This is a genomic window from Streptomyces sp. STAM6 (assembly GCF_054963715.1).
On record NZ_JBUEFZ010000010.1, the window covers coordinates 77,834 to 96,750 of the forward strand.

Genomic DNA, 18,917 nt, shown 5'->3' on the forward strand with positions numbered 1-18,917 from the left:
GGGCCGCTTCGGCGTTATCAAATCGCAAGTTCCTTATCTAACCCTCACCGTGCTACAACAGGTCTACACCAGTTAGTGGTGTAGACCACGCGGCGTTGGCCGCGCTTCCTTGAGACGCCGCCGTCCCCCTTGCTCCTGGCCCCGGGCGGCGCCTTGCCCACCTGGAGGAACCTATGTCCACGGCGAGCGCCGCCCCCGCGGCGGAGAAGAAGAAGGGCGCCGGCGCGATGGCTGTCATGCAGCGCATCGGCCGCAGCCTCATGCTGCCGGTCGCGGTGCTGCCGGCTGCCGCGCTGCTGGTGCGATTCGGCCAGCCCGACATGCTCGGCAGGGATTCGTTCCCGACCATCATCACCAAGATCGCAGGGTACATGGCCGCCGGTGGTGGCGCCCTGCTCGACAACATGGCGCTGCTGTTCGCCGTCGGCATCGCGATCGGCTTCGCCAAGAAGTCGGACGGCTCCACCGCGCTCGCCGCCGTGGCCGGTTACCTGGTCTTCAAGAGCGTCCTCGGCACCTTCACGGACAGCAGCCTGCCCAAGAAGGAAGCCATCGTCGACGGCAAGATCGTCATGGTCGAACAGGCCGTCGACGCCAAGGTCCTCGGCGGCGTGGTCATGGGCATCATCGTGGCGCTGCTCTACCAGCGTTTCTACCGCACCAAGCTGCCGGACTGGGCGGGCTTCTTCGGTGGCCGCCGCCTCGTCCCCATCCTCTCCGCCTTCGCCGGTCTGCTCACCGGCATCGTGTTCGGCCTGATCTGGCCGTGGCTCGGCGCGGGCATCCACTGGTTCGGTGAGAGCCTCGTCAACTCCGGCTCCGTCGGCGCCGGCATCTTCGGTGTCGCCAACCGCGCGCTGATCCCGGTCGGCATGCACCACCTGCTGAACTCCTTCCCGTGGTTCCAGGCCGGTTCGTACGAGGGCAAGAGCGGCGACATCGCCCGCTTCCTCGCCGGTGACCCGAGTGCCGGACAGTTCATGACGGGCTTCTTCCCGATCATGATGTTCGCCCTCCCCGCCGCGTGCCTCGCGATCGTCCACTGCGCCCGCCCCGAGCGCCGCAAGGTCGTCGGCGGCATGATGTTCTCCCTCGCCCTGACCTCGTTCGTCACCGGTGTGACCGAGCCGATCGAGTTCACCTTCATGTTCATCGCGCCGGTGCTGTACGCGATCCACGCGGTCCTGACCGGTGTCTCCATGGCGCTGACCTGGGCGCTCGGCATGAAGGACGGCTTCGGCTTCTCCGCCGGCGCCGTGGACTTCGTCCTCAACCTGGGCATCGCGTCCAACCCGTGGGGCCTGGCCCTGGTCGGCCTCTGCTTCGCGGCCGTCTACTACGCGGTCTTCCGCTTCGCGATCACCAAGTTCAACCTCCCCACGCCGGGCCGTGAGTCCGACGAGGAGCTCGCCGAGCTCCAGAAGGCCGAAGCGAAGTAAGCGCACACGGAGAAGGGCCCCCGGAACGCTCCGGGGGCCCTTCTCGCGTCTCAGACCTCGTAGACCGCGCCCGCGTACGCCAGCTCCGACGGCCCGTCGTAGACCGCCCTCGCGTCGGCCAGGTTCCGCTCGCCGTCCGTCCACGGCGGGATGTGGGTGAGGACCAGCCGCCCCGCGTTCGCCCGGGCCGCGTGGGCACCCGCCTCCCGGCCGTTGAGGTGCAGCGCCGGGATGTCCTCCTTGCCGTACGTGAAGGACGCCTCGCACAGGAAGAGGTCCGTGCCGGCCGCCAGCGTGTCCAGCTCGTCGCAGACGCCCGTGTCACCCGAGTACGTGATCGACTTCCCGCCGTGCTCGATCCGGATCCCGAAGGCCTCGACCGGGTGGCACACCCGCTCGGTGCGGACCTGGAACGGGCCGATGTCGAACACCCCGGGCTTCAGCGTGTGGAAGTCGAAGACCTCGCTCATCGACTTGTCGGACGGCGTGTCCGCGTAAGCCGTCGTCAGGCGCTGCTCGGCTCCGTCCGGCGCGTACACCGGGATGGCGGGGCACCGACCGCCCTCGTGGCGGTAGTAGCGCGCCACGAAGTAGCCGCACATGTCGATGCAGTGATCGGCGTGCAGGTGGCTGAGGAAGATCGCGTCCAGGTCGTACAGACCGATGTGGCGCTGCAGCTCGCCGAGGGCGCCGTTGCCCATGTCGAGGAGCAGCCGGAAGCCGTCGGCCTCTACGAGGTAGCTCGAACAGGCCGATTCCGCGGACGGGAACGACCCGGAGCAGCCGACGACGGTGAGCTTCATGGAGCGTGAACCTCCGTGGACGGGAGCGGGAGTGCGCTGACGGGGGGAGGTCGTGCGGTTTACCGAGCGTAAAGCGCGGCCGGGCGGTTCGCGCCTCCGCGGTGTCCCTCTGTGAAGGAACTCACCTGCTCTGTCACGCGTTCGGGCGGCCCTCCGGTCTTGTAGCGTCCTGTCTCATGGACACGTCCTGGTGGCTGGCGCTCGGCGCCGTGGTGGTGATCGCGCTGGTGGTGGCCCTCTCCGACGGACTGGGGCGCGGCACTCGACCGGGCGGCCGCCGTCCGGGTGGCCGCACGCGACCGCCGGGCCGCCCCGCCACCCGTCCGGCCCACCGCCCGCGGCCGGGCGAGATCTGGTGGGCCGACGTGCCGTACGAGGACGGACCCGGCTCGAAGGACCGGCCGTGCCTCGTTCTCACGGTACGCGGTGACACCGCGGTCGTCGCGAAGATCACCAGCAAGTACCGCGACGTCCGGCCGGGAGTGATCGCGCTGCAGCCGGGCGCGGTGGGGGATGCGCGGGGGCGGGCGAGCTTTCTGGAGACGGGGGAGCTGCGGGAGGTGCCGGTGTGGCGGTTTCGGCGGCGAGGGGGGCAGCTTGATCCGGCGGTCTGGGACCGCGTGCGCCACCTGACCACCTAGCGGGGGCTCCGCCCCCACGCCCCGCACCCCTCGGTGCGGCCCACCCCGAACCGGGGCTCCGCCCCGGACCTCACCGGAGGTGGCCGCACTCGCAGGGGCGGCGCATCCTGCCGTCAGGCCCAGAGTTGGCCTTGGAGTGTTTCGATGGCCTCTTCCGTCGTGGCGGCGGTGTAGACGCCCGTCGACAGGTACTTCCAGCCCCCGTCGGCGACGACGAACACGATGTCCGCGCTCTCGCCGGCCTTCAGCGCCTTCTTCCCGACCCCGATCGCCGCGTGCAGCGCCGCCCCGGTCGAGACGCCGGCGAAGATGCCCTCCTGCTGGAGCAGCTCCCGGGTGCGGGTGACCGCGTCCGCCGAGCCGACGGAGAAGCGGGTCGTCAGCACGGAGGCGTCGTACAGCTCGGGGACGAACCCCTCGTCGAGGTTCCGCAGGCCGTACACGAGGTCGTCGTACCGCGGCTCGGCGGCGACGATCTTCACGTCGGGCTTGTGCTCGCGGAGGTAACGTCCCACGCCCATGAGTGTCCCCGTGGTGCCGAGGCCGGCCACGAAGTGGGTGACGGACGGCAGGTCGGCGAGGATCTCGGGGCCGGTGGTCGCGTAGTGGGCGCCCGCGTTGTCGGGGTTGCCGTACTGGTACAGCATCACCCAGTCGGGGTGCTCGGCGGCCAGTTCCTTGGCGACCCGCACCGCCGTGTTGGAGCCGCCCGCCGCGGGCGACGGGATGATCTCGGCGCCCCACATGGCGAGCAGGTCGCGCCGCTCCCGGGAGGTGTTCTCGGGCATGACGCAGACGATGCGGTAGCCCTTGAGTTTCGCCGCCATGGCCAGCGAGATCCCGGTGTTGCCGCTGGTCGGCTCGAGGATGGTGCAGCCGGGCACGAGCCGGCCGTCCTTCTCCGCCTGCTCGATCATGTACAGGGCCGGGCGGTCCTTGACCGAGCCGGTCGGGTTGCGGTCCTCCAGCTTGGCCCAGATGCGTACGTCCTCCGAGGGCGACAGCCTCGGCAGGCGGACGAGCGGGGTGTTGCCGACAGCGGCGAGGGGCGAGTCGTAGCGCATCAGCGCATGCCGCCGGCCACGGCCGGAAGGATCGTGACGTTGTCGCCGTCGGCCAGCTTGGTGGAGATGCCGTCCAGGAAGCGGACGTCCTCGTCGTTCAGGTAGACGTTCACGAAGCGGCGGAGCTCGCCGCCGTCGACGATGCGGGCGTGGATGCCCGCGTGCCGGGTCTCGAGGTCGGCGAAGAGGTCGGCGAGGGTCTCACCGCTGCCCTCGACGGCCTTGGCGCCGTCGGTGTAGGTGCGGAGGATGGTCGGGATGCGGACCTCGATGGCCATGGCGTGGGCTCCTGTCGGAAGGGCGGAGAGCGTAGGGCGGTAGCGGAACGGCGAAGAAGCGTGTGACGTGCGTGCGGGCCTTGCGCGCGGGACGGCGCGCGGCGGTGCGGCGGTGCGTGGTCGGGCGTGCGCTCAGGGGGCGGCACAGCGCGGACACATGGCGCTGGCGAGGCGGCACAGATCGACGTGCAGCCGCGCGACGAGCATGGGCGTGCCCGGCGTCTGTTCGCTCACGTCGATGGAAACCATGCGGTCATCGTATCGATTCCCGGTCCGGGGTCCGGAGTGTGATCTCACATGACGGACGCGTTCCGCTCAGCATGCGGATCGCGTGCGCCGCGCCGGGGGCCGCCGCGGGCCTCCGGGCGCTCAGTACGCGTCGACGACCTGGACTTCTTCCTCGGTGATCTCGCCATCGACGATCCGGAACGAGCGGAACTGGAAGGGGCCGGCGTCGTCGGTGTCGGCCGTGGAGACCAGTACGTAGTGCGCGTCGGGCTCGTTCGCGTAGGAGACGTCCGTGCGGGACGGGTACGCCTCGGTGGCGGTGTGGGAGTGGTAGACGATGACGGGCTCCTCGTCCCGGTCGTCCATGTCCCGGTAGAGCTTGAGCAGGTCACCCGAGTCGAACTCGTAGAACGTGGGCGAGCGTGCGGCGTTGAGCATCGGGATGAAGCGCTCGGGGCGTCCGGTGCCGGCGGGGCCCGCGACCACGCCGCAGGCCTCGTCCGGGTGGTCGGCGCGTGCGTGCGCGACGATCTGGTCGTACAGGGCCCGTGTGATGGTCAGCATGCGCATCAGGATAAGCAGACGGGCCCGTCCGTACCGAGGGGTGGTACGGACGGGCCCGAATACTGGACTCAGCCGGTCCGGATCGGGTCCGGATGAGCGTCCGGCACGGGTCCGGAGCCCCGGGTCAGCGCTTCGCGAAGGACGCGTTCTCCGGGTTGCGGCTCTTGAGCACCAGGTAGGAGACACCGAGGATCAGGCCCCACAGCGGCGCGCAGTACAGCGAGACGCGGGCGTCCTTGTCGGCGCCCATCATCACGATGACCATGCCGATGAAGAGCAGGGCGAACCAGCTGGTGAAGGGGGCGCCGGGGGCCTTGAACGCGGAGCCGGGCAGCTCGCCGCGTTCCGCCTTGGCGCGGTAGCGGATCTGGCAGACCAGGATCATGATCCAGGCCCACATGCCGGAGATGGTGGCGAAGGAGACGACGTAGTCGAAGGCCTTGCCGGGCGCCACGTAGTTGATCCAGACGCCCACCAGCATCAGCGAGGCCGAGAAGGTGGTGCCGATCAGCGGGGTGCCGTTCTTCGTGAGCTTGGTGAAGAACTTCGGGCCCTGGCCGTTGAGCGCGAGGTCGCGCAGCATGCGGCCGGTGGAGTACATGCCCGAGTTGCAGGACGACAGGGCGGCGGTGAGGACCACGAAGTTCACGATCGCGGCACCGATACCGAGGCCCATCCGCTCGAAGGCGGCGACGAAGGGAGACACGCCGGGCTGGAAGTGGGTCCACGGCACGACCGACAGGATCATGATCAGCGCGCCGACGTAGAAGACGGCGATCCGCCACGGGACGGTGTTGATGGCCTTCGGCAGGGTCTTCTCGGGGTCCTTGGACTCGCCCGCGGTGACACCGACCAGCTCGACGGCGAGGAAGGCGAACATCACGATCTGCAGCGTCATCAGCGTGCCGCCGATGCCCTTGGGGAAGAAGCCGCCGTCGTTCCAGAGGTTCGAGACGCTCGCCGTCGCGGCGGCGTCCGAGAAGCCGATGGTGAGGATGCCGGCGCAGATGAGGATCATGCCGACGATGGCGGTGACCTTGACCATGGAGAACCAGAACTCCAGCTCACCGAAGAGCTTCACGGAGATCAGGTTGGCGCCGTACAGGATGACCGTGAAGATCAGGGCGTAGGCCCACTGCGGGAAGCTGTCGTGGGTCCAGTACGCCATGTACTGCGCGGCCGCGGTGACCTCGGTGATACCGGTGACGACCCAGAAGAGCCAGTACGTCCAGCCGGTGACGTAGCCCCAGAACGGGCCGAGGAACTCACGGGCGTAGTCCGAGAAGGAACCCGAGACGGGGCGGTACATGAGCAGCTCGCCCAGCGCCCGCATGATGAAGAAGATGACGAGGCCCGCGATGGCGTAGGCCAGGATGAGGCTGGGGCCGGCCTTGGAGATGGCCTTGCCCGCGCCCAGGAAGAGGCCGGTGCCGATGGCGCCGCCGATCGCGATCATCTGGATCTGGCGGGCGCCGAGTGCGCGGTGATAACCCTCGCCGTCCGCGCCCGTAGCGGCCTCACTGCCGTCGTGCTGCTTGTCGACCTGCACCGAGGTCATGGTTGATGCGCCTTTCTCCATGCTGACCCGCGCCGATTGCCGACTGCGGACCAGGCCCTGATCCCCCCGGATGTGGATGGAGTGCCACCGGCGGTCTGCCGGCCGAGCGCACCCGGGATACAGGGGTGGCGTCCCCGGGCGGTCGTGAAGATTTATCACGCTCGCAACAGTGATCGGCGGCCCCGGATGTGGCGCAGGCCACTGGAAGAAGCAGACAAACGCCCCTCTTCGCATCAAAGAGGGGCGTCTTGGTGATCTGATCGTTATACGGATTTGAGTGTCCGCTGAGCGAACGTTCCGCGTCGCGGGGACGACCTCAGGGCATCAGGGTCTCGACGAGCGTCTCCTGCAGGGCACCCAGCCAGAGGTAGGCCATCACCATGGGCTTGCGCGGGTCGGAGTCGGGCAGCCGGTAGAGGGCGTCGCTCTCGTCCTCGTCGCTGACCTCCAGCCGGGTGCCGATGGTCAGCCGGAGATCGTTGAGGGCCCCGAGCCAGTGCCGCGAGTCGTCGGGGGTGAGCTCCAGCAGCGCGCTGCCGTCCTCGGCCGGCGACAGGGCGTCGAGGTTCCGCACGACGGCGAGGGCATCGTTCCGCTTGCGGCTGCGCAGATCGGTCTCGGTGAACCGGCGGAACTCCGCCGACGCGGCTCGCAGCTCCTCGTCGCCGTCCCCGTACGCGTTCGGGAAGAGCCGCGCCAGCGCCGGGTCGGACGGCGGCTCGCTCGGGCCCTCCTTGAAGAGGGCGGCCAGCGGGTCCTCACCCTGGGCCGGCTCGTCGCCGGGTCCGATCAGCTCCAGCAGCTGGACCGCGAGGGAGCGGAGGATGGAGATCTCGACGTCGTCCAGCGGGACGGCCGCGCCACCGCCGGGCAGCGCCTCGAAGTGCCCGCTCATCAGCCGCGGTCCTGGGAGAGTGTGGCCCACAGTCCGTATCCGTGCATCGCCTGCACGTCGCGCTCCATCTCCTCACGGGTGCCGCTGGAGACCACGGCCCGGCCCTTGTGGTGCACGTCCAGCATCAGTTTGTGCGCCTTGTCCTTCGAGTAGCCGAAGTACGCCTGGAAGACATAGGTCACGTAGCTCATGAGGTTGACCGGATCGTTGTGGACGATCGTCACCCACGGCACATCGGGTTCGACTACGGCGAAACTCTCTTCGGCCGCTTCGGTGCGTTCGATCTCAGTAGGAGCAACACTCACTCGACCCATGCTGCCACTGCTGGTGGGGGGTCGCACAAACCGGGTCCAGGGAAATCGTCACTCTGACGAGTATTCGGGGTAGCATCCCTCCCATGAATGCTGCGGACCTTGGGCTGCCGGTGGACGTGCCGTCTACCGCACTCTTCACCGACCAGTACGAGCTGACGATGCTCCAGGCGGCTCTGCGAGGCGGAACGGCCGACCGGCGGTCGGTCTTCGAGGTGTTCACCCGGCGTCTGCCGGAGGGCCGGCGGTACGGTGTCGTGGCCGGCACCGGCCGCGTCCTGGACGCCGTGGAGAACTTCCGCTTCGACGCGGGCGTGCTCGGCTTCCTGCGCGAGCGGGGCATCGTGGACGAGCCGACCCTCGCGTGGCTGGCGGAGTACCGCTTCAGCGGCGACATCTGGGGCTACCCGGAGGGCGAGGTCTACTTCCCCGGCTCCCCGATCCTGCGCGTCGAGGGCTCGTTCGCCGAGTGCGTGCTGCTGGAGACCGTGATCCTGTCGATCCTCAACCACGACTCGGCCATCGCCGCGGCGGCCTCCCGGATGTCCACGGCGGCGGGCGGGCGGCGACTGATCGAGATGGGCGCCCGGCGTACGCACGAGCTGGCCGCGGTGGCCGCGGCCCGCGCCGCGTACGTCGGCGGTTTCTCCTCCACCTCGGACCTGGCGGCCGGGTTCCGCTACGGCATCCCGACGGTGGGCACGTCCGCGCACGCGTTCACACTGCTGCACGACACCGAGCGGGACGCGTTCCGGGCGCAGGTGGAGTCACTCGGCCGCGGTACGACGCTGCTGGTCGACACCTACGACGTCGCCGAAGCGGTGCGCACCGCCGTGGAGGTGGCCGGGCCGGAGCTGGGCGCGGTCCGGATCGACTCGGGCGACCTGCTGCTGGTGGCCCACCGCGTGCGGCAGCAACTGGACGAGCTGGGGGCGCGCGACACCCGGATCATCGTCACCTCGGACCTGGACGAGTACGCGATCGCGTCGCTGGCGGCGGCGCCGGTGGACGCCTACGGCGTGGGCACCCAGCTGGTCACCGGCAGTGGCCACCCGACCTGTTCGATGGTCTACAAGCTGGTCGCCCGGGCCGGGTCCGGGGACGCGCGGGCGCCGCTGCAGCCGGTGGCGAAGAGGGCCCAGGGCGGCAAGACGTCGATCGGCGGCCGCAAGTGGGCGGCGCGCCGCGTCGACGCCGAGGGGGTCGCCGAGGCCGAGGTCGTGGGCACCGGGCCGGTGCCGGACGCGCTGGTGGACCGGCAGTTGCTGGTGGAGCTGGTCAAGAGCGGAGAGATCGTGGCGCGTGAGCCGCTGGAGGCCGCCCGCGAGCGGCACATCGCGGCGCGGGCGGGGCTCCCGCTGTCGGCGGTCCAGCTGTCGCGGGGCGAGCCGGTCATCACGACCGAGTACCTCTGACCCGCGGAGCCGAGAGGCACGGGCCTGGGCGCGGGGCCGGGGAGAGACCCTGGCCCTCTCCCGCGGGGCGGGCGAAGTCTCTAGGCTCGTTGACATCCCCCGCAGCCCCATGACCGACGACCACCGACCGCCTCCCCACCGAAGGACTGCCGCCATGCACCGCGCATTGATCGTCGTGGATGTTCAGAACGACTTCTGCGAGGGCGGAAGCCTCGCGGTGGCGGGGGGCGCGGACGTCGCCGCCGCCATCACGGACCTGATCGGAGAGGCCGCCGGGGCGGCCTACCGGCACGTGGTGGCGACCCGTGACCACCACATCGATCCCGGTGACCACTTCGCCGAGCACCCGGACTTCGTGAACTCCTGGCCGCCGCACTGCGTCGCCGGGACGGAGGGCGTGGGATTCCACCCGAACTTCGCGCCGGCCGTCGCCTCGGGCGCGATCGACGCGGTCTTCGACAAGGGGGCGTACGAGGCCGCGTACAGCGGCTTCGAGGGCACCGACGAGAACGAGGTCCCACTCGCCGCGTGGCTGCGGGAGCGGGACGTGACCGAGGTGGACGTGGTGGGCATCGCCACCGACCACTGCGTGCGGGCCACGGCCCTGGACGCGGCCCGTGAGGGCTTCAGGACGCAGGTGCTGCTGGACCTGACGGCGGGCGTGGCCGAGGAGACGACACAACGGGCCCTGGAGGAGCTGCGCCGGGCGGGCGTGGAGCTGACGGGCAAGCCGGTCGTCTGAGGCACTCCGGAGCCCCTGTGCGGCTCCCGGCCCCGCACCCGCTCGCCCCCGGCGGGCCCAGAGCCCCGTGCCACGCGCTCGGGACGCCCGGCCGACCCCGACCGCCGTCCCCGGCCCGCACACACCCGGGCCGTGCGGTGCCCCGGCCACGCGCCCGGGCCGGTCTCGCGCGCGCCGGCCCCTGGCCCGCGTGCCGCGGGGCCGAGCGCGGCGCCGGGACGCTCCCTTCGAAATACGCCTAGGCGCCCCTCGCCCCCGGCACTCCGGCTTCCCGCGGCCCCGTGGGGCCTTGCGAGCCCGTTCCCCGGGCGGCGGGCGCAGGGGCGGTCTCCTGGGCGCCCCGAGGTCGGAGCAGGGCCCGTATGGGGTGCCAGAGCTCCGCGTCGGACTCCGGTGTCGTGCGCCAGAGCAGCCCGTCGGGGTGGTGCAGCACCGCGGTGATCTCGTCCGGGGTCGGCGGGTGGGTGTTGCCCCGGAGATAGACGGCGCGCAGCCCCAGGTTCCGCAGCCTGGTCAGGGCGCGGGCCCGGTTCGCGGCATGGACGAGGACGCGTACGGTGCCGCCGTCGCCCACCGGGCTGGGCAGGCTGAGCGCCACCACGACGCTGCCTCCGGGCAATTTGCTGAAACCTCCGCCAGGCATGCGGAACCACTCCCCCGTGAGATGCGGTGTCAATAAGGTCGGTCAAGACGCACCTAAACACGATCGGCCGCCGCCCGCTAGAGGGCGACGGCCGATCATGCTTTGACCTGCGACGATGCGATTACTTCGTCGACGGGCCGACCTGGACCGTGATCGTCTGGCCGTTCTTCGGCTGCTTGACGATCGAGATCTTGGTGTTGGTGTCAGTTACCTTGACGCCGGCACGGGGGTTCGACTCGTACCAGTACACGCCCTTCTTGTCGTCGAAGACCGGGACACCGGCCTGCGACGCGATCTTCACCGGCACGCCCGCCTTGTGCAGCGTGATGGCGTTGGTGCGGTACAGGCTGAACGGCGAGTCGTAGGCCTGGATCCGGTTCCGGGTCAGCGTGCCGTCCGTCCAGTGGGTGGGCGACGGGTGGGCGTCGATCGGCAGGATCAGACCCTGGCCCGGGTGGACGGCGGTGTTGTTGTCCTTCTGGGAGGTGTCCCACTGCCAGACCAGCAGACCGGTCTGGTACGGGTAGTGCTCCACCCAGCCGTCCTTCGGCGCCGCGAAGCCGAAGTTGTACGGGCCGACCTTCAGCGTCGCGTCGTAGCTGACGTACTGGCGGTTCTCGGCGATGTAGTACTGCTCGTACTCGTTGGTGAAGGACTCGCCGATGCGCGAGAAGCCCTTCGCCGTCCAGCCCGCGTCGTCGCCCTCGGCGTTGTCCGAGAAGACCGGGGCGCCGTCGGCGGTCAGCGCGATGCCGTCGGCCGCGAAGCCCTTGCCGCCCGCGCCGCCGTCGGTCTGGTAGCGGAAGCGGAGGTCGATCTTCTTGCCGGCGTAGGCGTCGAGCGGGAAGACCAGCTTCTGGAAGGCACCGGAGACACCGGTCAGGGCCGGGGCGCCGCTGGCGTCGGCCGGGATGGCCTTGCCGTTGGCGGTGCCGGCGAGGGCGGTCCACTGCTTGCCGCCGTCGGTGGACACCTCGGTGTAGAGGTAGTCGTAGTCCTGCTCGATGTCCCACCAGCCGTCGAGCGTCAGCTCGGCCTTGGCCTTGCCGGTCAGGTCGACGGAGCGGGTGAGGGTGTTCTTGAGGTCGTCACCCATGTCGCTCCACCACTGCTTGGAGCCCTCGGCCGGCTTGACGACCGGGGTGGTGACCTTCTTCTTCGGCAGCTCGACGACGAGCGCCTGGGGGTTCTTGGTGTTGTACTCCGAGACGCCCAGGGTGTGCTTCGACTTCGTGGCGGCCTTGGCCTTCTCGTAGTTCAGCCAGCCGAGCTGGAGCTTGTCCCACGAGGTCATGTCGCCGGGCAGGTCGCCGATCGAGTCCTTGCCGGTGCCCAGCCAGGAGCCGGACGACATCAGGGACCAGAAGCCGGTCGAGTTCTCGGCGCCCGCCTTGCCGGAGGTGTCGTACAGGTCCGGCAGGCCGAGGTCGTGGCCGTACTCGTGGGCGAAGACGCCGAGGCCGCCGTTCTCCGGCTGCATCGTGTAGTCGCCGACCCAGATGCCGGTGTCGCCGATCTGGGTGCCGCCGGCCTTGTTGTTCGCCGGACCGGTCTTGCCCGCGTCGGTGCCGTAGGCGTACCAGCGGTGGGCCCACAGGGCGTCGCTGGCCTGGGCGCCGCCGCCCGCGGACTCGTCCTCGCCGGCGTGGACGATCTGGAAGTGGTCGATGTAGCCGTCGGCCTCGTTGAAGTTGCCGTCGGCGTCGAAGTCGTACCGGTCCCACTGGTCGTACTGCGCCAGCTGGGCCTTGATCTGCTCGTCCGTCTTGCCCGCGGCCTTCTGCTGCGCGGTCCAGGCGGTCACGCCGTCGCGGACGGCGTCCCACACATTGGCGCAGTTGCTGTTGCCGCAGTAGTTGGAGCCGTAGCGGGCCTCGTTGTACTCGACCTTGACCCAGTCGGAGACGGCGCCGTCGACCGAGTACCGGCCGGAGGACGTCTTCTCGTAGTAGGTCTTGAGGGACTGCTTCTTCTGCCCGGTCTTCTTGTCCTTGCCGGTGCCGAAGTACAGGTCCTGGAAGTGCTGCTGGTTGAAGTCCTTCTGCCAGGCCGTCGAGTTGTCCTTCGAACGGTCCGGCTCGGCTATCTGGTTGTGCAGCGGGCCGGCGGTGCCACCGAACTTCGGCTTCAGCTCGGTGGTGTCGTCGTCCGCGCGGTCGATCAGCGTGGTGTTGTCGACCTTGTCACCGAACTCGACCAGGATGGTGAAGATCTTGTCGGTCTTCTCCCGGCCCAGTTCGACGTACTTCTTGTCGTCGAGCTTGACGACCTTGGAGGCACCCCTGCGCTCCACCTTGGTCTCGCCCGACAGGACCTGCTCCAGCGCGGCTTCGCGCTGCTGGGCCTGCTGCTTGCTGAACGGGCCGTCGAGGTCGTGGTCGACCTTGGCGGCATGCTCGTGTCCGTCGTGCTCCACGGCACCGGGCGCCGGATCATGGCGCTCGACTCCTGCAGTGGGGCGGTTGTCGGCCTGTGCCGTCGTGAGGGCCGAGGCGGTCGCCGCTGTGGCAGCCAGCGCCACGACCACCGCGGACGCTCTGAACGCCCGTCGATTGCTGGTCACTTGAAAATCCTCCCCGCGCACCGCGAACCGCGGATGGGGGGTCGAAGTGTTATCCGCGTGCGGTATCGCGCCACAAGTGACGACATTCGACCGGAGTTACGCGCGAAAAGACAGATCTTGACTTGAACAGGCCAAGCCCCTATGTGAACAGCCCGATCCGCATTACGGACACATGAACGGACCGCCGCCCCCGGTGCGGGCGGCGGCCGTTCGCGCCACAACAGCGCAGGTCACGCGGTCATCGACGGACCGAGGGACCCACCTTGACGGTGATCGTCGAGCCGCCGGGCGGCTGTCCGACAATTGAGATCCGGGTGTTCGTGTCCACGGTCCGGACACTGCCGTACTTGTTCTCCGCGTACCAGTAGACGCCCTTGTGGTCGTCGAAGACGGGGTTGCCCGGCTGCGCCTTGATGTGGGTCGGTACGTCCTGCTTGTGCAGGGTGAACCCCGGTGTCGGGTACCGTCCGAACGCCGCGTCGTACGGGGTGATCTTGTTGGACATCAGTGTTCCGTCCGCCCACTTCATGGGTGCGGCGTGGGCGTCCACCGGGAGCAGGAGCCCCTCGCCCGGATGCTCGGTGACGTTGTTGTTGCGCTGGGAGGTGTCCCACTGCCAGATCATCAGGCCGGGCCGGTAGGCGTAGTGCTCCACCCAGTTGTCCTTCGGCTTGGTGAAGCCGAAGTTGTACGGGCCGGCCTTCAACGTCGTGTCGTAGCTGACGTACTGGCGGTTCTCGGCGAGGTAGAACTGCGGGAAGTCACCGGTGACGGACTCACCGACCCGGTGGAAGCCGCGTGCCGCCCAGCCGTCGGCGTCGGCCTCGGCGGTGTCCGAGAAGAGCACCGTGCCGTCGGCCTTCAGGGTGATGTTGTCCGCCGCGAAGCCCTTGCCTGCCACACCGCCGTCCGTCTTGTAGCGGAAGCGGAGCCCGATCTTCTTCCCGGCGTACGCGTCCAGCGGGTACACCAGTTTCCGGTACTTCTCCGAGACGCCCGTCAGCGCCGGCTTGTCACCGCCGTCGCGCGTGATGGTTTCGCCGTCGGCCGTACCGTCGACGGTCTGCCAGCTCGCGCCGTCGTCCGTGGAGACCTGCGCGTACAGGTAGTCGTAGTCCTTCTCGATGTCCCACCAGCCGTCCAGCTCCAGCGACGCCCTGGTCCTGCCGGTGAGGTCGACCGTGCGCGACAGGGTGTTGGAGAGGTTGTCGCCGTAGTCGCTCCACCACTGCCGGGTGCCCTCCGCGGGCTTCACGACCGGGGTCGTGACGGTCTTCTTCGGCAGCTCGACGACCAGCGCCTGGGGGTTCTTGGTGTTGTACTCGGCGACGCCGAGCGTGTGCGTGGACGCCGTCGCCGCCTTGGCCTTCTCGTAGTTCAGCCAGCCCAGCTGGAGCTTGTCCCAGGAGGTCATGTCGCCGGGCAGGTCGCCGATCGAGTCCTTGCCGGTGCCCAGCCAGGAGCCGGCGGACATCAGCGACCAGAAGCCGACCGAGTTCTCCACGCCCGGCACGTTGTTGGTGTCGTACAGGTCGGGCAGGCCGAGGTCGTGGGCGTACTCGTGGGCGAAGACGCCGAGGCCGCCGTTCTCCGGCTGCATCGTGTAGTCGCCGACCCAGACGCCGGTGTCGCCGATCGCCACACCGCCCGCCTTGAACCCGGCCGGGCCGGTGTCGCCGTCGTCCCGGCCGTAGGCGTAGCCCCGGTGGGCCCACAGCGAGTCCGGCCCCTGGGCGCCGCCTCCCGCCGAGCCGTCCTCGCCGGCGTGGACGATCTGGAAGTGGTCGATGTAGCCGTCCGGCTCCTCGAAGTCGCCGTCGTTGTCGTGGTCCGTGCGGTCCCACTCGTCGAACCGGGCCACCTCGGCCTTGATCTGCGCGTCCGTCCGGCCCGCGGCCTTCTGCCGCGCGACCCAGGCTTTCACGCCGTCGAAGACGAGGTCCTCCACGTTGGGGCAGTTGTTGCCACCGCAGTAGTTGGAGCCGTAGCGCGCCTCGTTGTACTCGACCTTGACCCAGTCGGAGACCTCCCCCTCGACGGAGTAGCGACCGGAGGAGGTCTTCTCGTAGTACGTCTTGAGCGACTCCACCCCCTCGCCCTCGCCGAAGTACAGGTTCTCGAAGTGCTCGCGGTTGTAGTCCGCGCGCCAGTCGGTGGAGTTGTCCTGCGTACGGTCCGGCTCCGGGATCCGGTTGTGCAGCGGGCCGGGCGTGCCGCCGTACTTCACGATCGGCGGCTTGGGGCCGCTGCCGTCCGGGTCGTACATCGTCGTGCTGTCGACCTTGTCGCCGAACTCCACCAGGATCGTGAAGATCTTGTCCGTGCGCTCTCGGCCCAGCTCGACGTACTTGCGGTCACCCAGCTTCACGACCTTGGAGCCGCCGCGCCGCTCGACCTTCGCCCTGCCGGTCAGCACCTGCTCCAGGGCCGCCTCGCGCTGCTGCTCCTGCCGGGCGCTGAAGGGGCCGTCGATGACGTGCCCGTCGTGCCTGCCCACCGCGCTGCCGTGGGCGGCGTCGTCGTGTGCGGCCGCCTGCACCACCGCGGCGCCACCGGCGGCCGGCCGGGCCCGCTCGACCGCCCGGGCGGTGACGGAAGCCGCCCCCGTGGCCGCCGTCGCGGCCAGCGTCACCAGCACCGCCGTCGCTCTCCACACGCTTTTCCTACCAGGCACTTGCTCTGCTCCTCCCCTGCACGTGATGTGCCACGCGTCACAAGTGGCGCCATTCGACCGGAGTTTGAGATGAAAAGACAGACCTTGACTCGACCTGGGTGGCGCACTATGCAGGAGGGACAGTCCGATACGCGGACGCCGCCGCCCGGATCCGCGGGCAGGCCGTGGAACAGGCGGCGGAACGCGTCATCCGAGGCCCTGATCCGGCCATTTGGCATAGACCGTGATGCTGTGCGCCCCCCATGCACCGGTACCGTGGGTTAGGTCACGCTTACTACCGGTTCCTCTCGGGCATTCACCGTCGTAGAGTCATTTGCAGTGCGACTGAGTTGCGAGACACCACCATCCGATGCTTCGAGGACGGAAACCGTCATGCCGCGTCCGACTGCCGCACAGCTCGCCTACGGTTCGGCCACCGTCGTCTTCTCGACCGTCGCCATGCTGCTCCTCTCCCGCACCACCACCGGCCTCGGTGTGGCACTGATCGGTGTGGCGGCGCTCCTGCTCGGACTGCTGGTCGCGATGACCGTGCCGCTGCCCGGCGCCGCCCGGGCGAAATCGGCGGAGACGTCGCGCACGGGCCCGGCGGCGGACCGCTCCGCGGGATCCGGCCGGGCGCACTCACTGCGTCGTTGACACGACGACGGTCTTCGCCGCCTTGTCGTGCAGGCCTTGCTTGTACGGCTTGTCGGTCAGGATCAGGATCAGCAGGAGCAACGGCCACAGGCAGGCACAGCAGATCAGCGCCGGCAGCCACAGCACGAGGGCGCGAAGCAGTGCGGCATTGGTGGGGGGCACACTGCCGTCGTTGAGCATCGCGACCCGGAGGCCCATCAGCCGCTTGCCGACGGTCTGCCCGTTCTTCCGGGTCATCAGGGTGTCGTAGCCGACGTACGCCACGATCGAGATGAGCTGGAAGACCCAGTCGCCACCCTCGTTCGTCCGCCACACGTCCTCGACGTCGGAGCTGTCCGAAACCCGCGTGTAGATGTCGAACGGGATGCCGATGAGGGCGAGCGGCACGATGATGATGAACCAGTCGACGATCCTGGCGAGGACCCGCTTGCCGGTGTCGGCGAGCGGCGGCATACCCGCGAGGGGATCGGACCCGCCGTAACCGAACCCTCCCCCGCCGAAACCCCCGCCCGGGGGTCCGCCGCCGTAGGGCCCGCCCTCGTACGGACCGCCGCCGCCGTAGGGGCCACCGCTCCCGTAAGGACCGCCCCCGTCGTACGGACCGCCGGCCTGCCCGCCGCCCGGGGGCGGGGTCGGGGGCGGCGTCCCGTCCTGCGGCTTCTTGCGGAACGGATCGTCCTCGGGGGGCTGACCGGGCGACGGCGGTTCATTGCTCATGTGGGCAGTGCATCCCGGCCGGCAGGGGCCCGCAACGGCTGTCACGCCGTTCGGGGGACACCCGTCTGACGGAGTCTCAGCCCGGTCGGCGGGCGGTCACCCCGCCACGAAGGTGTGTGCCGCCTTGTCGTGCCAGCACTGCCGCCACGGGCGGTCGAACAGGCACCACAGGACGTTGAGGACACCGAGCACCAGCAGCCCCAGCACGCTGTAGACCAGCCAGCGGCGCAGCGCGGCGCCGAAGGACGGCGGCTCGTGCGCCTCGATGTCACGCACCTCCAGGCCGCACAGCTTCTTGCCGAGCGTGCGACCCCACTTGGCCGTGGGCAGCGCTTCGTACAGCGCGCCGAGCACCAGCAGCGCGGCGAGCGCGATGCCGAAGTACATCGAGGTGGTGCCGTCGAGCAGCCAGACGGTGACCGTCTCGCCGGACTGCTTGGCCTGCTGGATCTTGCCGTCGATGTGGTCGACGGCCCTGGTGACGAACGGGAACGAGACTCCGCCGACGGCCGCCCCCAGGACCACGGTGTCGATCAGCCGGGCGGCCAGCCGCTTGCCGAGCCCGGCCGGGCGGGCGGCCGCCTGGGCCTGGGCGGCCTGCAGGAACGGGTCGTTGACCGGGGGCTTCCAGGGAACGACGGGCGTCTGCCCGTCCGTCTCGGGACGGGCCAGCTGGTGGACTTGCTGCGCCCAGGAGGCGGCGCCGCCGCCCGGCCCCTGGGTGGCGGGCGTCACCGGGGTCGCCGGCGCGGCCTGAGCGGGCGCGGCCTGGCCCGCGGGTGCGGCCTGGCCCGCGGGTGCGGCCGGTGCGGCGGCCGGGCGGGTGGCGCCCGGCTGCGGGGCGGCGGGGAACGGCTGCGGACGGGCGGCCGGGGCCGTGGCGGCCTGGCCCGCGGCCGCGGGCCGGTCGGCCCGCGGCGACTGGGCCGCGTGGGGCTGCGCCTGGGCCGGCGACTGGGTGGGCACCCTGGGCGTCTCCGGCTTCAGGGCGCGGATGGTCATCGTGCCTTCCGGCACGTTCGCCGCGCGCGTGTCCGGCTCGACCTTCCGCACGCCGGGCAGCGCGCCGCCCGTCGGGTCGGCCGCCGGGGTACGCGGGTCGGCCGCCGGGGTGCGCGGGTCCGGCCCTTCGGAGCCCCAGGACACGCGCCGGTCCCGGTCGCCGCCGAAACCGCTCTGCCGGGAGGCGTCCGCCTGCCAGACGGTCGCGGGCTCGGGCCGCGCCTCGGCGGCCGCCTCCTCCTCGTCGAAGAAGACGGGGCCGGTCTCCTCCACTGCGGGTGCCGGCGCCGGGGCGGGCGCGGGGGCCGGAGAAGGCGCGGGGGCCGCCCCGGCGGGCGGTGTCGGCATCGCCTCGCCGTCCGCGGGCGCGGGCCGGCTCGTTCCGGGCACCCAGGCGGCACCGTTCCAGTACCGGATATATCCAGGAATGGACGGATCGGGGTAATACCCTTCCCGGGGTACGTTCCCGCTGTCACCAGGAGGAGTAGCCACTGCCCCAAACTCCGTTCGTTCACCGCATGGTTGACCCGGCCGCTTCCGCCGGGTCGGTGATCCTCCCCGCCGGCGCGGGCAAGGAGGCGTTCGACCGGCCTCCGCTTGTCCAAGGAGGACACTAACGAAGAACGCCGGAGGCGTAAGAAGGAGACGGGGAGAAAGCCCGCGTTCGAGCGAAAGGCAGGACCTCGCCACCCCGGCGCTTGTAGATTCGAACTCCGTAGTCCGATCATCGTCGGAATCCGCGGG

17 protein-coding genes and 1 pseudogene are annotated in these 18,917 nt (G+C 70.0%); 5 read left to right on the forward strand and 13 right to left on the reverse strand.

Annotated features, from left to right (window positions below; translation table 11 throughout):
• The first annotated feature begins 173 nt into the window (after positions 1-173).
• A complete protein-coding gene (locus tag ACY34K_RS14935; RefSeq protein ID WP_462747028.1) occupies positions 174-1,439 on the forward strand; it encodes a PTS transporter subunit EIIC in 1,266 nt (421 codons plus the stop codon).
• Positions 1,440-1,489: 50 nt separating this feature from the next.
• On the opposite strand, the gene ACY34K_RS14940 is transcribed toward ACY34K_RS14935, so the two are convergent.
• The gene (locus ACY34K_RS14940) at positions 1,490-2,242 is read right to left on the reverse strand and encodes an MBL fold metallo-hydrolase (RefSeq protein ID WP_462747030.1); all 753 of its coding nucleotides are present in this window, start codon (positions 2,240-2,242) and stop codon (positions 1,490-1,492) included.
• Positions 2,243-2,418: 176 nt separating this feature from the next.
• Between ACY34K_RS14940 and ACY34K_RS14945 the strand changes: the two genes are divergently transcribed.
• Positions 2,419-2,883 carry a type II toxin-antitoxin system PemK/MazF family toxin gene (locus ACY34K_RS14945; RefSeq protein WP_462747032.1) on the forward strand — a complete coding sequence of 155 codons (465 nt, stop codon included), beginning with the start codon at positions 2,419-2,421 and terminating at the stop codon, positions 2,881-2,883.
• A gap of 113 nt (positions 2,884-2,996) precedes the next feature.
• On the opposite strand, the gene ACY34K_RS14950 is transcribed toward ACY34K_RS14945, so the two are convergent.
• From ACY34K_RS14950 to clpS, 7 genes are all read right to left on the reverse strand, one after another.
• Positions 2,997-3,947, reverse strand: a complete 951-nt coding sequence (locus ACY34K_RS14950) for a PLP-dependent cysteine synthase family protein (RefSeq protein WP_462747033.1) — start codon at positions 3,945-3,947, stop codon at positions 2,997-2,999.
• Entirely contained in the window at positions 3,947-4,225 is a 279-nt protein-coding gene (locus ACY34K_RS14955; protein WP_462747034.1) for a MoaD/ThiS family protein, read from the reverse strand. The genes ACY34K_RS14950 and ACY34K_RS14955 overlap by 1 nt, the downstream gene beginning before the upstream one ends.
• A gap of 132 nt (positions 4,226-4,357) precedes the next feature.
• Positions 4,358-4,474 carry a putative leader peptide gene (locus ACY34K_RS14960; RefSeq protein ID WP_462747036.1) on the reverse strand — a complete coding sequence of 39 codons (117 nt, stop codon included), beginning with the start codon at positions 4,472-4,474 and terminating at the stop codon, positions 4,358-4,360.
• Between the two features lie 120 nt (positions 4,475-4,594).
• Positions 4,595-5,017 (reverse strand): M67 family metallopeptidase, encoded by a 423-nt coding sequence (locus ACY34K_RS14965; protein ID WP_462747038.1) that lies wholly within the window; start codon positions 5,015-5,017, stop codon positions 4,595-4,597.
• A 124-nt stretch (positions 5,018-5,141) separates the two neighbouring features.
• Positions 5,142-6,575, reverse strand: a complete 1,434-nt coding sequence (locus ACY34K_RS14970) for an amino acid permease (protein WP_462747040.1) — start codon at positions 6,573-6,575, stop codon at positions 5,142-5,144.
• 316 nt (positions 6,576-6,891) lie between these two features.
• Complete coding sequence (locus ACY34K_RS14975) at positions 6,892-7,470, reverse strand: DUF2017 domain-containing protein (RefSeq protein ID WP_462747042.1); 579 nt, start codon at positions 7,468-7,470, stop codon at positions 6,892-6,894.
• A complete protein-coding gene (gene clpS / locus ACY34K_RS14980) occupies positions 7,470-7,784 on the reverse strand; it encodes an ATP-dependent Clp protease adapter ClpS (RefSeq protein ID WP_462747044.1) in 315 nt (104 codons plus the stop codon). The genes ACY34K_RS14975 and clpS overlap by 1 nt, the downstream gene beginning before the upstream one ends.
• Positions 7,785-7,867: 83 nt before the next feature.
• On the opposite strand from clpS, the gene ACY34K_RS14985 reads away from it, so the two are divergent.
• The gene (locus tag ACY34K_RS14985) at positions 7,868-9,196 is read left to right on the forward strand and encodes a nicotinate phosphoribosyltransferase (RefSeq protein WP_462747046.1); all 1,329 of its coding nucleotides are present in this window, start codon (positions 7,868-7,870) and stop codon (positions 9,194-9,196) included.
• A gap of 154 nt (positions 9,197-9,350) precedes the next feature.
• The gene (locus ACY34K_RS14990; protein WP_462747049.1) at positions 9,351-9,938 is read left to right on the forward strand and encodes an isochorismatase family protein; all 588 of its coding nucleotides are present in this window, start codon (positions 9,351-9,353) and stop codon (positions 9,936-9,938) included.
• A 343-nt stretch (positions 9,939-10,281) separates the two neighbouring features.
• Here the strand turns inward: ACY34K_RS14990 and ACY34K_RS14995 are convergent.
• From ACY34K_RS14995 to ACY34K_RS15005, 3 genes and pseudogenes are all read right to left on the reverse strand, one after another.
• Positions 10,282-10,581: pseudogene (locus tag ACY34K_RS14995) on the reverse strand (hypothetical protein); the annotation flags it as partial.
• A 121-nt stretch (positions 10,582-10,702) separates the two neighbouring features.
• Positions 10,703-13,144 (reverse strand): immune inhibitor A domain-containing protein, encoded by a 2,442-nt coding sequence (locus tag ACY34K_RS15000; protein ID WP_462747051.1) that lies wholly within the window; start codon positions 13,142-13,144, stop codon positions 10,703-10,705.
• 238 nt (positions 13,145-13,382) lie between these two features.
• The gene (locus tag ACY34K_RS15005; protein WP_462747052.1) at positions 13,383-15,818 is read right to left on the reverse strand and encodes an immune inhibitor A domain-containing protein; all 2,436 of its coding nucleotides are present in this window, start codon (positions 15,816-15,818) and stop codon (positions 13,383-13,385) included.
• A 372-nt stretch (positions 15,819-16,190) separates the two neighbouring features.
• On the opposite strand from ACY34K_RS15005, the gene ACY34K_RS15010 reads away from it, so the two are divergent.
• Positions 16,191-16,454, forward strand: coding sequence for a hypothetical protein (locus ACY34K_RS15010; RefSeq protein WP_462747054.1), 264 nt, complete (start codon positions 16,191-16,193; stop codon positions 16,452-16,454).
• Here ACY34K_RS15010 and ACY34K_RS15015 read toward each other — a convergent pair.
• On the reverse strand, positions 16,440-17,171 hold the full coding sequence (locus tag ACY34K_RS15015; RefSeq protein WP_462747056.1) for an RDD family protein: 732 nt from the start codon (positions 17,169-17,171) through the stop codon (positions 16,440-16,442). The genes ACY34K_RS15010 and ACY34K_RS15015 overlap by 15 nt on opposite strands.
• A 96-nt stretch (positions 17,172-17,267) precedes the next feature.
• Positions 17,268-18,665, reverse strand: a complete 1,398-nt coding sequence (locus ACY34K_RS15020; protein WP_462747057.1) for an RDD family protein — start codon at positions 18,663-18,665, stop codon at positions 17,268-17,270.
• Between the last annotated feature and the right edge of the window lie 252 nt (positions 18,666-18,917).

Coding starts and splice junctions, on each gene's coding strand:
- ACY34K_RS14935 (WP_462747028.1), top strand. CDS start 174: ATGTCCACGGCGAGCGCCGCCCCCGCGGCGGAGAAGAAGAAGGGCGCC.
- ACY34K_RS14940 (WP_462747030.1), bottom strand. CDS start 2,242: ATGAAGCTCACCGTCGTCGGCTGCTCCGGGTCGTTCCCGTCCGCGGAA.
- ACY34K_RS14945 (WP_462747032.1), top strand. CDS start 2,419: ATGGACACGTCCTGGTGGCTGGCGCTCGGCGCCGTGGTGGTGATCGCG.
- ACY34K_RS14950 (WP_462747033.1), bottom strand. CDS start 3,947: ATGCGCTACGACTCGCCCCTCGCCGCTGTCGGCAACACCCCGCTCGTC.
- ACY34K_RS14955 (WP_462747034.1), bottom strand. CDS start 4,225: ATGGCCATCGAGGTCCGCATCCCGACCATCCTCCGCACCTACACCGAC.
- ACY34K_RS14960 (WP_462747036.1), bottom strand. CDS start 4,474: ATGGTTTCCATCGACGTGAGCGAACAGACGCCGGGCACGCCCATGCTC.
- ACY34K_RS14965 (WP_462747038.1), bottom strand. CDS start 5,017: ATGCTGACCATCACACGGGCCCTGTACGACCAGATCGTCGCGCACGCA.
- ACY34K_RS14970 (WP_462747040.1), bottom strand. CDS start 6,575: ATGACCTCGGTGCAGGTCGACAAGCAGCACGACGGCAGTGAGGCCGCT.
- ACY34K_RS14975 (WP_462747042.1), bottom strand. CDS start 7,470: ATGAGCGGGCACTTCGAGGCGCTGCCCGGCGGTGGCGCGGCCGTCCCG.
- clpS (WP_462747044.1), bottom strand. CDS start 7,784: ATGGGTCGAGTGAGTGTTGCTCCTACTGAGATCGAACGCACCGAAGCG.
- ACY34K_RS14985 (WP_462747046.1), top strand. CDS start 7,868: ATGAATGCTGCGGACCTTGGGCTGCCGGTGGACGTGCCGTCTACCGCA.
- ACY34K_RS14990 (WP_462747049.1), top strand. CDS start 9,351: ATGCACCGCGCATTGATCGTCGTGGATGTTCAGAACGACTTCTGCGAG.
- ACY34K_RS15010 (WP_462747054.1), top strand. CDS start 16,191: ATGCCGCGTCCGACTGCCGCACAGCTCGCCTACGGTTCGGCCACCGTC.
- ACY34K_RS15015 (WP_462747056.1), bottom strand. CDS start 17,171: ATGAGCAATGAACCGCCGTCGCCCGGTCAGCCCCCCGAGGACGATCCG.